General features: G+C 69.3%; 8 protein-coding genes. 4 read left to right on the plus strand and 4 right to left on the minus strand.

Annotated features, from left to right (window positions below; all coding sequences use genetic code 11):
• The first annotated feature begins 89 nt into the window (after positions 1-89).
• The 3 genes from IE237_RS29360 (at position 90) to IE237_RS29370 (ending at position 5,649) form a co-directional block, all read left to right on the plus strand.
• Entirely contained in the window at positions 90-2,126 is a 2,037-nt protein-coding gene (locus tag IE237_RS29360) for a hypothetical protein (protein ID WP_189805132.1), read from the plus strand.
• 98 nt (positions 2,127-2,224) lie between these two features.
• Complete coding sequence (locus IE237_RS29365; RefSeq protein WP_189805133.1) at positions 2,225-4,321, plus strand: hypothetical protein; 2,097 nt, start codon at positions 2,225-2,227, stop codon at positions 4,319-4,321.
• Positions 4,322-4,410: 89 nt separating this feature from the next.
• Positions 4,411-5,649 carry a hypothetical protein gene (locus IE237_RS29370; RefSeq protein WP_189805134.1) on the plus strand — a complete coding sequence of 413 codons (1,239 nt, stop codon included), beginning with the start codon at positions 4,411-4,413 and terminating at the stop codon, positions 5,647-5,649.
• 67 nt (positions 5,650-5,716) lie between these two features.
• Here the strand turns inward: IE237_RS29370 and IE237_RS29375 are convergent, their stop codons facing one another.
• Positions 5,717-6,469, minus strand: coding sequence for a hypothetical protein (locus IE237_RS29375; RefSeq protein WP_189805135.1), 753 nt, complete (start codon positions 6,467-6,469; stop codon positions 5,717-5,719).
• Positions 6,470-6,615: 146 nt separating this feature from the next.
• Positions 6,616-6,984 (minus strand): ribosome maturation factor RimM, encoded by a 369-nt coding sequence (locus tag IE237_RS29380; RefSeq protein WP_189805136.1) that lies wholly within the window; start codon positions 6,982-6,984, stop codon positions 6,616-6,618.
• Between the two features lie 244 nt (positions 6,985-7,228).
• Between IE237_RS29380 and IE237_RS29385 the strand changes: the two genes are divergently transcribed.
• The gene (locus IE237_RS29385) at positions 7,229-7,564 is read left to right on the plus strand and encodes a YkvA family protein (RefSeq protein WP_189805137.1); all 336 of its coding nucleotides are present in this window, start codon (positions 7,229-7,231) and stop codon (positions 7,562-7,564) included.
• 106 nt (positions 7,565-7,670) lie between these two features.
• Here IE237_RS29385 and IE237_RS29390 read toward each other — a convergent pair whose 3' ends face one another.
• Entirely contained in the window at positions 7,671-9,473 is a 1,803-nt protein-coding gene (locus IE237_RS29390) for an ATP-binding SpoIIE family protein phosphatase (protein WP_189805138.1), read from the minus strand.
• 308 nt (positions 9,474-9,781) lie between these two features.
• Positions 9,782-12,103 carry a M9 family metallopeptidase gene (locus tag IE237_RS29395; protein ID WP_189805139.1) on the minus strand — a complete coding sequence of 774 codons (2,322 nt, stop codon included), beginning with the start codon at positions 12,101-12,103 and terminating at the stop codon, positions 9,782-9,784.
• Positions 12,104-12,355 lie beyond the last annotated feature (252 nt).

Genomic DNA, 12,355 nt, shown 5'->3' on the forward strand with positions numbered 1-12,355 from the left:
CGCACACGGGGTTGCGATCCCGTGCGCCGGGCCGGACCGGGTGGTTCCTCCAACAGATCTGCTGCTTCCACCAGCGGGGAGTTCCGCTCATGACCGCCTTCGTATCGGGAGTCGGACCGCTGTTCGGCCCGAACTTCATCATGGTCACCGCCAATGACGAGACAGGAAGAGACTTCCAGCTCCAGGTGTACCCGGATGCGCACAACCCGGAGCTACGGGAAGCCGGCATGCCCACGCAGTACTACTTCCAGCCCGCGGAGGTCTTCCTCGCGAAGAAGCACGACTTCCCGGACGACTTCAACTTCCAGATGACCCTGTTCAAGGGCTTGCTGTCGGAGGAGGCCAATGTCTCCCCGGCCGACCTCGTCGGGTCCGAACTCGGTGGCGGGTTCTGCTCGTTCTCGACCACGTTCGGCATCCCGCCGAGCGTGATCACGGGTGTGCTGGAGAAGCTGAAGCAGCGGGAGCACGAGATTCCAGGGGGCCGGCTGGGACCCTTCTTCAACTTCCAGCAAGGCGACCCGCCTCCGTCGCTCGGCATCGTTCCGATCACCAGCAGTGCCGTCAGGTGCTTCGTTCAGGACCCGGCCGTCACCGGCGGCAAGATCCTCATGACCGCCCAGCACGCCGGCAAGGGCAGCATCGAGGCGCAGGGCTTGTGCTCCTTCCTGATCAGTTGCAACCTGCCTGCCGCCGGACAGATCGCGAGCACGCTGAAGCAAGGCGGCGCGCCGCCGTTCCTGGTCGAGAACGCACTGCAGGAGAGCTTCTACATCAACGGCGTCACGATCACGATCGACGTGGACATCGACAAGGTGTTCGACTCGTTCTCGGCCGCGGTCTCGACCGGCGGACTCTTCCGGATCAACTCGCTCGCTGCGGAGTTCGCATACCAACGCTGCCTGACGACCGGCGGCATCACCACGCACATGACGATGAACAACGGGGTGCCACTCGACCCGGCCACCAAGAAGTGGGTGGACGACCACGTCGATCAGATGAGGAAGACCGCGATCGACATGGTCAAGCACGAGATCTTCGACTTCGACCCGGCCAAGACCGATTCCAAGGCGACGGCCGACCGCGGGTGGTTCAGCGAGCTGTTCGGCGGCTCCGCCGTGTCGATCAAGAGCACGCACGCCCACAACGGCGTCCACGTCGACCAGACGCTGATCCTCGACCAGACGGTGACCGTGGAGCAGACCGTCACCGGCAATCTGACCGGTCTGGTGCCCGCCGTGCAGGCCAATCTGAACAAGTACCTGTTCATCGTCGACATCGGCGAGTTCTTCAAGAAGGTCCAGGTCGCCGGATTCAGCAGGGTCAACTTCACCGAGAAGCTGCCCGACGGCACCGAGCTGAAGGACCCGCTCCAGGCCGTCCAGCTCGAAGCCGGCTACCCCGACTTCTCCAGGCCTACGGAGGACGGCCACGTCAACCTGTCCATGCGGACGAGCGGACAGCACTACGTCCCCGGTGAGACGCAGCCCAGCGGCCCGGTCCGGCCCGCCGTCTGGGATGAGACGACAGCCAGGGACTTCGTCAACATCTCCTTCCTGCGCCTCGACACCCCTGTCGACGGCTGGCCGTCGGACCAGGTGAAGCTGCGGCGGAAGCTGATCTTCGACGGCCAGGACCCCCGCGTCAATCTCTCGCCGGCCATCGCTCCGACCGACCCGGCGGTGGCGGTGATCGAAGAGTTGACCGACGACCACGCCCCTGTCATGACCGCCAGCGCGGTGGGCTACGTCTTCGTAGGCTTCTTCCTCTCGCCGCTCCGACTCCCGCCCAATGTCATCGTCCAGATCACGCCGACCATCGGTCCGGACACGTTCGCGCCGATCCTGGTGACCAAGGAGAACGTGAAGAACGCACTGTGGGAGGTGTACTCCGACAAGTACGTCCAAGAAACCGAGATCAGTTACACCATGAGCGTCGAGGTGAGCGGGCCCAACTTCACCGACGAGCCCGTCTTCTACTCGACCGACCAGCCGGTGCGGATTCCCGTGCCGGCAGGCCGGATCAAGTACATTAGGCAGCTCTTCACCCCGCTGCCTAAGCCGCCGGCGGACAAGATCGAGACCGTCAACCGGTACGTGGCCGCAGCCGCCAACGCCACCGTGTGACCACTCTCCGCATGGCACCGGCCCCCGGCCCCGGACAGGCGCACGCGCCGTCCGGGGCGGGTGCGGCAACCCGGCGACGCCCCTGATGGGGAGAGACCATGGCTGACATCGAGCAGGCATTCGACGAGTTCCTCGTCGCGGAGCCGAAACACTGGCTGGCGGGGCGCTTCGGTGAGCACATCGAATCGGTGCTCAACGAGGAGAGGAGCGCCGAACTGCCGGCGGACGTCAGGGAGATGCCTCGTCTGGAGAGCAACTTCTTCCACGACGCGGTGGGAACCGATGCCGCCACGCTCTGGTACCTGCCGGAGTTCACCCTGATCGACGACCAGCTCGGCGAAGACCCGAAATTCGCATTCGACGCCGAGCAGCCCGGCAGCGTCGCAGAGGACGGAGGCCCCTTCAACACCGCCGTCCTGAAGGTGTCGATCGATGCCGTGATCCCTGAGCATCTTCTCTCAGCCGAGGCGGAGTTCAGCCTGCGGCCGGTGCCGGACCTGGACCCGGGGGTCACGCTGATCATTCCCCTCACGGGCAACGATGGAGTGGTCACCGATGTTCCGGTGGAAGGCACCACGAAGCGCAACGGAGAGACCGGGTTCGTCGCCGGCTTCGAGCTGAGCGGTTTTCTGGTCGAGGCCGCCTATGCGCACCTCACCCGCAGCGGCGGGTTGAGGCTGGAGTTCGCTCCGACGTACTCCGGCTATCAGACGGCTCTCGTGACGGAGCCCGACGTCGGATTCCCGGTGCACGGTTCGATCTTCCACGGATTCCAGTTCGAGGTGTTCGGCGACGGCGGCAACACGGCCGGCGCCCCCTTCCTGCCTCTCTTGATCAACCAGATCGGCCGATACGTCTTCTTTCCCTCGAAGGCGCGATTCCATCGCACCCTGCGCCTCGGGCTGAAGTTCAACACCGACGCCTATCGCAGCCGGTTCACGATCACGTCCATGGGCCTCAGCCGGCACATCATCGACATCAAGGACCTCAGCGAATTCGCGGGACAGCGCTCCGAGTACCGCGAACTGACCACGCTCGGCAACATCTCGGACAAGTACCCCTCGGTCCGGCGCGTCTTCTTCGGCCAGGTCAGCGGCACGGTGATCGCCGTACCCGCCGCCTACGGGATTCTCGTCACCGCGCAGGGCGCCCGCGCCTCCTGCGACTCCATCGTCGACGAGTCGCCCGCCACCCTCAGCGGCTGCCGGTTCCACTTCACCTTCACCGTCGCGCCGATGGTCGACCCGATCGACATGGCCCGTCTGCGAGCGGATGTCCCGGACATCCCGGAGGCCGTCGGCCGTACCCTGCGCGTCGCCCTGCCCGGCGGCCTGGACTCCCGTACCCCGTCCACCCTGGACGGCTTCCCGGCAGGACGGGCGGCGTTCGCCGACGGCGACGGAACGACCGTCACCGTCAGCGTCGACATCACCGACGACCGGCCCACACCTGCCACGACCACCGTCAACCTCTTCCTGCAACAGCTCGCCGCGACCGGGCCGCCGCCGCTGTTCGGCTCCCTCGCGGTCCGGCTCGACGACGTCTTCCCCCAGCCCGTCCGCACCTCGCTGCTGCTGAACCTGCGCAACACCGCCCACAGTGACGAACTGTCCACCACAGGACAGCCCGGACCACCGCCGAGCACCAAGGCCCTCAACCAGGGGCCGCTCGACCTCAAGCTCCTCCGCTGCGCCGACATCCGGGACGGAGCGGAACCCGGTCCGGTCGTCCCCCTCGGCGGCCAGGTCCTGGCCGCCCTGCAGACCACCACCCTCGCGGGCGTCGGAGCGGGCACCGAGGTCGCGGTGCAGCGTGCTCTGGAGGTGGCGGCTCCGCTGCCGAAGGCCGCGATGCTGACGTTCCTGGCCTTCCGCACCCACACCGTGCAGGAGGTGCAGCACCCGCTCACCGTGAACGCCGCCGGTCTCAACTTCACGGCGGAGGGTGTCAGCACGATCAAGGTCGACATCACGCTCGCCGCCAACCCCGGCGACTCCGCCCCCTCGTTCACGCTGAGTCCGTCCCACACCGTCGACTTCGTGCACGTGTCGCTGCCGGTGGACTCCGCCGTCAGGGGCCTGGACAGCACGGTCCTGCTGACCCTGACCACGACCTCCGGCAGCCGGACCGTCTCCGTCGTACACGATTTCGTCGACGCGCCCATCCTCGTCGTCACGTCGTCGACGATCCACTGACGACCGCGACCGTCGGCCGCCGGCCCCGTGTTCCCCTGACGACAACCCTCCGACCACACGAACTCCCTCCACCGACTGGGGTGTGTGCGATGCCAGACAGCGTCTTCCCCGCAGGGCCGGTCTTCGGGCCCGACTCGCTCGTGATCGACATCGACGGCGGCGGGCCGGGAGATCCGGCCGTCGGCGTCCACATCCGGCCCGACGCGCTCAACGCCGGCCTCGCGGCCGCGGGCCGACCCACCCGGTACTACTTCCAGCCGCCGCGGGTGACCGTGGCGACCCGGTCCGGCAGCTCCGACCTCGACTTCTCGGCCACCGCCATGGTCCGGGCCCCCGTGACTCCCCAGCCCGAGTACCTGGGCGGCTCCTGCACGTTCGCGTGTACGGCTGCCCTGCCCGAAGGCGCGGAGGCCCGCATCGTCCAGAAGCTCACGGACCACGACCACGCCGATCCGCCCGCCCGGATCGCCTCCCTGTTCGCCCACGGGTCCGGGAGCCCCGCACCCGAACTCGTCATGGTGCCGATCACGGCCAACGCCGTGTCATGTGTCGTGGAGCACCCGCCCAGCGGCCCCGGCCCGCTGCTCATGAGCGTCCAAGGGGGCTCGGGAGGCGGCATCGACATCCAGGCACGCAGCTCCTTCCTGGTGTCCTTCAGTCCTGCCGCGGCGGAAGCGGTCGTGACCAACCTGCGGGACGCCGCCGCGCCGCCGTTCCTCGTCCGCAACGTGCTCACCGAACTCTTCGACACCGGGCAGGCGACCATCACCACGGACGTCGACATCGACATCGACAAACTGCACGGGGTCTTCGCGGCGGCCGTGCCGCCGGGCGAACCCTGGCCCGGCGGCGGGGCCGCGGGCGCCGCGTACCGCGCCGCGCTCACGGCCGGCGCCGTGCGTACCCACGTGACCGAGACCCGCCCGGCCACCAGCGGCAACGACACGGCGCCCACCGGGACCGGCCCCACGCCGACCGTCGGCCCTGTGCTCCTGGGCTCCTCCGTCGCCTCATGGCTCAGCGATACCGACGAACTCCGGAAGGCGGTCTTCAGCCTTGCCAAGGGATCGCTCTTCGACGTCACCGACGCCGATGCCCCCCAGGCCGGCCAGGGCGGACCCCCCGCACCCGCGTGGTGGACCGAGGTCTTCGGCGACGCGCGGGTGACGCTCAAGAGCGAAGCGCCCACCGGGGGCGTGCACCTGCAGCAGGTCCTGATCACTCAGGGCACTGTCGCCGTCGAGCGCACGATCGAAGGCGGTCTGGCAGAGGTGGCCGCGGCGGCCCGTACCGAGCTGGACAAGTACCTGACCGTGATCGCCATTTGACGGCTGCCATCTGACAACGACCGCGCCGCAAGGGCTGACGAGCACGTCAGCCCTTGCGGCGGCCACGTCAGCCCTGTGCGGCGGCCGCCAACGCGGTCAGTACGCGCTGGGTCTTGCTGTCGGCGACCTCGGACAGCGTCACTCCGCGTGCGAGCACGGCTTCTTCCAGCTTGCGCAGCTTGCGCTCGGCCCGTTCCTCGAACTCCTCCGCGTCGTCGCCGTCCTTGGGCTTCACGCGGATCGAGGCCTCCAGGAAGTGCAGACCGGCGGCCGACCATGCCTCCAGGTCGACCTCGAGGTCATCGAGCGGAACGTCGTCCACCTTCGTCGAGAAGATCGGCCCCAGAGCGACCAGCCTGTCGAACTCGACGTCGCGCGCGCAGGCGTGCAGGAACTGGTCCTGCACCGCGTCGAGCGGCACGGAGGAATCCGCCCCTGGCTCCACCGCGGGCGCCAGTGTGCCCGACGGGTGGGTGTGCGCCAGGGAGGCCGCCAGCACCCGGCCGTTCCTCGACAGGTCCTGCTCGATCTTGTACGTGATCGGCGCCACTTCGAACGGGTCCTGGAACCGGCCGACCAACTGTTCGTGGGTGCAGGGGCGCAGCTTGACGACCAGGTCGTCCGGACCGCCGCCGATCCTGAACCGTACGATCACACCGCCCTCCAGCAGCAGCAGTTTCCCCTGCGCGACGCCGTCCTGGTCCTCGGCGAACCAGATACGACGCGTCATCATCGCGCCCTGCCCGGAACCGAGAGCCGACAGCGCCCCCGCGACGTCGCCCTCGATGTTGACCTTGATCTCGACCGGCAGCAGGTCCATGACTTCACTCCTGCACGCGCGTCAGAAAGCCCATGAAACGGTCCATTCCAGGATATCGACACCGCTTCCGGGCCGCAGTCCGGATCCCCCGCGCACCCTGCCTCTGACCTGCACGGTCACCGACCGGCCCTCCTCCATGCCGGCTCTCAGACCATCCGGCCCCCGAAGGGGCCTCCCAGTCCGTAGTAGGTGCCCAGCTCATAGCGGTAGCCGGGGTCGTCGAGGTGCTTCTCGCGGTGGAACTCGGGAGCATCCTTGATCTGCTCCTTGGTGTGGTCGACGAAGATCTTCCGTTCGTCGACGTCGATCCGCACCACGGTGGCGGCCGGAAGGAGGACCTCCTTGCCGAAGATCCATGCCCCCGTGTCCACGACCAGGTAGGCGTCACCGACCTCGTCGGAGTGCTTGTCCACCTTCCCGATGCGGCCGTCGACCGCCTCGACCTTGTAGCCGGTCAGTACGGTGCCGGCCAGATGACCCGCGGTCGACCTGTAGCTCCACACGTGCTCGCTCACGCGAAAACAACTCCTCCGGTAGGCGAGGACGGTCGGCGGATCGCCGCCGTCCCCTTTCTCGGTGTGTCCTTCGCGGCGGGGCGCGATCCCCGCCTGGGCATCGCCTGCCCCGGGTCGCGCCATGCATGCCCCGGGGCTTCTCCCGGCCGTGGGCGGAGCGGGCCGGACGGCGGGCTCGCGTCGTAGCCTTGTAAGCGCCGCCCACGACGGGTGCGGCCTCGACACCGACCGGCAGGAAGACAGCATGGACGGCTCCCTCTGGCTCATCGTGGCCGTGGTTCTCGTGCTCGTGGTGGCGGGATGCGCGGCCGTTCTGCTCGTCCGCGTCTTCCGGGCCCGGCGGCTGCTGATGGACGCCGGCGTCCCGTTGCAGTCCAAGGCCCTGTTCTGGGCGGCGGTGGTCTACACGATCTCGCCGATCGATCTGATCCCGGACCCGGTCTATCTCGACGACATCGGTTTCCTTCTGCTCGCCCTGCGGGCCTTGCACGCGGCCGTCGCAAAGAGCGGGGCGGGCCCCGGGGGATTCCCCGTCCCGGCCGGTCCGGACGCCGTCCGGGAGCGGCTCCGGCGGCCCTGAGGCGCCGGAACCGGCCCCGGCGTGCGGACACCCGCGGGAGAGGCGCCCCCAGGAGGGGCGTCCTCAGGGGGCCCCTCAGGAGGGGCGTCCTCAGGAGGGGCAGGCTTCAGGAAGGCAGGTTCTGTTCCGCCCAGACCACCTTGCCGGTCACGGTGCGGCAGGAGCCCCAGCGGCGGCACAGCATGTTGATGAGCTGGAGCCCCCGGCCGCCCTCGTCGCTGAGATCCGCGTGCTGGATCTGGGGCAGGTCGGGACCCGTGTCCGAGACCTCCACGACGAGGCGGTCCCCGCGCAGCAGCCGGATTCTGCCGGGGCCGTTGCCGTAGCGCAGGGCGTTCCCGACGAGTTCGGAGACGACGAGTTCGAAGACGTCGGCGAGCTCCGTCAGATCCCATGTGGCGAGCTGGTCCGTGACCAGGTGCCGGGCGACCGACGCCGCCCGCCCTCCCTCCGGCAGCTGCCACTCCCGCAGGTCGGCCGCATCCTCCGATTCCGTCCTCGCGACGAGGAGAACGGCCTCGTCGAAACGGGCGGCGTCGGCCGGGGCGCACCCGATCAGGCCGCCCGCCTCGAGAGCCTCGGGTGCCAGGCCGCGCGCCGCGGTGCGCAGACAGTCCAGCTGGTCGTCGATGTCCGCGTGCCGGGACTTGACGAGACCGTCCGTGTACATGGCCAGGCTGCCGCCCCTGGGCACCTTCAGCCGGATCGGATCGTACGGAATCACTCCCGCTCCGAGCGGCGCGCCGACGGGTACGTCCACGAACTCGGCCGAGCCCTGTCCGTCGAGGAGCAGCGGTGGCAGGTGCCCGGCGCTGGCCAGCGTGTAGGTGGAGTCGGCCGGGTCGAAGACGGCGCAGAGGAAGGTGGCGACCTGCTCGTCCTCCAGGTCACGCGTGGCGAGGTCGAGCCGGGCCAGGACGCGCTCCGGGGCCATGTCCAGGGTCATCAGGGTGCGGGCCACCGTCCGCAGGCGCCCCATGGTGGCGGCCGCGGGCAGCCCGTGGCCCATGACGTCGCCCACCATGAGGGCCGTACGTCCGCCGGGCAGGGCCATCACGTCGTACCAGTCGCCGCCCACGCCGTGGTGGGCCGCCGAGGGCGCGTACTCGGCGTGCACGCGCAGTCCGGGCGTCACCGGGGTCGCGCGCGGCAGCAGGGCGCGTTGCAACGAGACGACGTGCTCGCGCTCGCGTCCGTACAGCCGGGCGTTGTCGATGTAGACGGCGGCCTGGGAGGCGAGCTGTTCGGCCAGCGCGAGGTCGGTGGAGGAGAACGGTGGTGTTCCGCGGCCGCGGACGAAGTCCGCGCTGCCGAGCAGCAGCCCGCGGGCGATCAGGGGCACGGCGAGATAGCTGTGCACTCCGGCGGCTCGCATCTTCGCCGCGGCCCGCTCCGTGGGCGCGACCTTGACGTAGTCGTCGTGCCTCATGCGGCTCACCAGGACCGGTCGGCCCTGTCGCAGACAGTAGCGGTGGAGCAGCGTCTCGTGGGCCTCCTCGGCGTTCGCCGAGGTCGTCTCGCCCACCGGAGTGGGCTCCAGGGAGGAGAGCGTCTCGACGGCGCACAGGGCGGTGGCCCGCATGAGCGGGGTGCCCGTACCCGTCCAGCGCGCTCCCTCGTCGCCCCGCAGGACGCTCTCCAGGATGTCGACGGCGGCGCCGTCGGCGAAGCGGGGCACGGTGAACTCGGCCAGCTCCTGGGCGGTGCGTTCCAGGTCGAGGGTGGTGCCGATCCTGGAGCCGGCGGAATTCAGCCAGGCGAGTCGACCGCGCGTGGTGAGCCGGTCGAGGGGCACCTCGCCGCCGCCCCGGGCGAGCCGCCTGCGGGCACCGGCCGAGCGGTGCGCCGCGGCACCCTTTCCGGCCGAAGCGCGGGCGGCCAGGCGCCGCCTCCCCTCGCCGCCGTTCACTCTTTCGACCTCCCGACAGGAACTCGATGCTGTCGGTGCCCAGCATGCACCCTTTTCCGGCCGACTGGCTTGCTCCTGGCCGGGTCGGCGGGGAAGACGGGCTGCGGCGGTCCTCCGCCTGGCGGTGTGGTCGGGGGGACGGGACATCCGGTCGCCGGGCGGTCACGCACGGTGACCGTTTTCCGGGCCGGCCTCGGAAGAGGCGCCTGACCCCGCTCTGCCGGGTCAGGCGCCTCTCCGTGGTGTCGATCGACCGCGTCGATCAGCGGCGGCTCCGGGCCGCTTCGCTCATCGCAGCGTCGCGTCGCCTACTTGGACTGCGTGGAGAGGCTCACCCCGCTGAAGTTCTGGGCGGCGGCGAGGCTGAAGTAGATCCAGCCGGACGGCGGGTTGTCGATCGTCAGGCTCTCGCTGTTCCCGGCGTTGGTGGACTTCGCCTGGTAGCCGCTGGTGGTGGCCCAGCTGCTGCCTCCGTAGTACAGGTCGGCGTTGCCGGTGCCTCCGCTGCTGGTGATCGTCAGCTGCTTGACGCCGGCCGGCAGGTACACGAAGTGGTAGCTGTAGTTGCCGGTGGTGGCGGCGAGGTTGTCCCGGCGGCAGTTCTGGTCGAACTGACGGGGGTCGCTGAGGGTGCAGAGCGGCGCGGCGGCGGTCGGGGCGTCGGGCAGCGGACCGCAGTCGGCGGTCGCGCAGTCGGTCGTCAGCCAGGTCGCGAAGTCCGCGTCGTAGCGGGTGCCGATGGTCTGCTTCAGTACGGTGCGGGCCCCGGTCCAGTCACCGGCGCGGTACTTGCCGAGCACGGTCTGGACGTCGGCGGGGTGCTTCTGGAGCATGTAGCGGACCGCGAGCCAGCCCCAGCGGTAGACCCGGTCCGAGTTGACCTGGGGGTCCTCCTCCTGGCCGTAGACGGTGTCGAAGAGGTCGCTGAGCTTGTACGTCTTCTTGCCGGCCTCGGCGATCGCGTCGGCGTTGCGCTCGTTGCGGTAGCCGTACGAGATGTTCTCGGCGATGCCCTCGACCCACCAGATGGTCGGCGTGGTGATGCCCGCCTCGAAGTCGCCGTACATGTTGTAGCGGCCGTCGAGGTAGTGGGTGTACTCGTGGTTGAGGTTCCAGATCTGGAAGTCCGGGCGCAGCCAGCTGGCCTCGTGGGCGATGAAGCGGGCCTGGTTGCCGGGGACGGCCGGGTTGCCCTCCTCGTACATGCCGCCGTTGTCGACGTCGATGTTGTAGATGGCCCAGGCGTACAGGGCGTACTGGGTGTAGTCGTCGAAGGCGACGACCTCCAGGTCGGTGTTCACGTCACCGGGGATCGCGCCCTTGTCGCCGATGACCCGGTGGAAGTAGGCGTCCTGGGCGACCAGGCTCGTGCAGGTGCTCGCCAGCTGGCCGGGCGACATGTCCTGGGCCCGGATCTTCAGGCCGGGGGTGCACGTGTGCTGGATCGGCAGGACCGCGGGAAGCACGCGCTCGCCCAGGTCGCAGATGGCGTAGGCGGCGCAGTTGCCCCGGTCGTACTGGCGTGTGTACCAGCCGAGGTTCATGGTGATCGGCGCGGTGGGGCCGACGTTCGGGTACCGGTTGATGAGGTCCTTCAGGAGCGGCCGGACCCGGTCCTTGAGCTCGGGGATGTCGAGGGCGTGACCGAGGTGGCGGCCGACGTTGCTTACGACGTCGAGGCGGTTCAGCTGGGCGCCGTTGCGGGTGATGAATCCGGCCCAGGTGTCGAGGATGGCGGGGTCGGCCTTGAGGGCGGCCCGCCAGCCGCGGTCGTCGTTCTTGGCCTTGAAGCCGTTCTCGACGACCCACTCGACGTGTTCCATGGCGAGGTTCATCTGACCGGGCCAGGTGCCGTCGTAGCCGCCGAGCATCCACTTCACGACGCCGGCGTACCGGCCGGCCTCGTGGGTGCTGTCGATCAGCGTGACGACCTCGTTGAGGATCTCGCCGTTGGCGTCGGTGACGTCCTTGCTGCGCGGGGAGGCGAAGAAGGCGTCGAGGGCACCGCGCGCCGCGCCGGCCAGGGCCGGGCCGTAGGCGCCGACGGCGTCCGCGTTGTTGTCCTGCACGTAGTAGCCGGCACGCAGGAACATCACCAACTGCCCGACGGAGGCGCTGTTGTTGCCCGCGTACGTGGCGGAGGCGTCGCGCAGCGCGTCGGCGACGGTCACCATCTGGGCTTCGCGGAAGGCCTTCCGCGCGTTCTCCCCGGTGAGGTTGAACAGCGGGTAGGTACAGGTGATCTGAGGAAGCGCCTTGAGCTGTTGGACCAGCGCGCCGCCCGTGGCGTTGATGACGCCGGACAGGTCACCGCACGCGTCCGCGGCGGCGGCCGACGACCGCTTGCTCGCCTTGAGGGCCGGCGCGGGTCGCAGGGGGGACTCCTCGGCACTGTCCTGCGAGGAGAGCCGGAAGCGGGGGTTGTCGCTGATCGCATGGGGCGACTTGGGGACCGGGATCGCCCGCGGCGCCGAGGCCGCGGTTCCCTCGGCGTGCGCACCGGTGCGGGCCGTGGCGCCGGCGGGGGCGGCCTGGCTCTGCGGCGCGAACAGGCCGAGGGTGATGAATACGGCCGCGCCGAGCACGGGGAGTCTTCGCGCGCGGGTCTTCGGTATCCGGAAGGGATACATCTGTGGGGGCCTCCGGGGCCGTTGTGGCCACGTGCGGGGAAGCACGGGCGGCTGACACGTGACGTGTAAAATTTCACATGTCGCATTGTTCTGGAAGACCTCTGGCAGGATTCGTCGACCGGAGCCACGGAAAGGTCCCCCCAACACCCCTGTATGACCGCTTGGATGACGATTTCGGCACCCCGGCCCCGCAACGCAACGCACCAGGACACCCCCTGCCGAGGGCAGGGGGTGTCCTGAGGAGTGGTCAGG

It is taken from the genome of Streptomyces tanashiensis (assembly GCF_014648895.1).
Taxonomy (GTDB): Bacteria; Actinomycetota; Actinomycetes; order Streptomycetales; family Streptomycetaceae; genus Streptomyces; species Streptomyces tanashiensis.

What these genes read in the sequence shown, in the direction of transcription:
- IE237_RS29370 (WP_189805134.1), top strand. Translation starts at nt 4,411, where the DNA reads ATGCCAGACAGCGTCTTCCCCGCAGGGCCGGTCTTCGGGCCCGACTCG.
- IE237_RS29365 (WP_189805133.1), top strand. Translation starts at nt 2,225, where the DNA reads ATGGCTGACATCGAGCAGGCATTCGACGAGTTCCTCGTCGCGGAGCCG.
- IE237_RS29360 (WP_189805132.1), top strand. Translation starts at nt 90, where the DNA reads ATGACCGCCTTCGTATCGGGAGTCGGACCGCTGTTCGGCCCGAACTTC.
- IE237_RS29385 (WP_189805137.1), top strand. Translation starts at nt 7,229, where the DNA reads ATGGACGGCTCCCTCTGGCTCATCGTGGCCGTGGTTCTCGTGCTCGTG.
- IE237_RS29395 (WP_189805139.1), bottom strand. Translation starts at nt 12,103, where the DNA reads ATGTATCCCTTCCGGATACCGAAGACCCGCGCGCGAAGACTCCCCGTG.
- IE237_RS29375 (WP_189805135.1), bottom strand. Translation starts at nt 6,469, where the DNA reads ATGGACCTGCTGCCGGTCGAGATCAAGGTCAACATCGAGGGCGACGTC.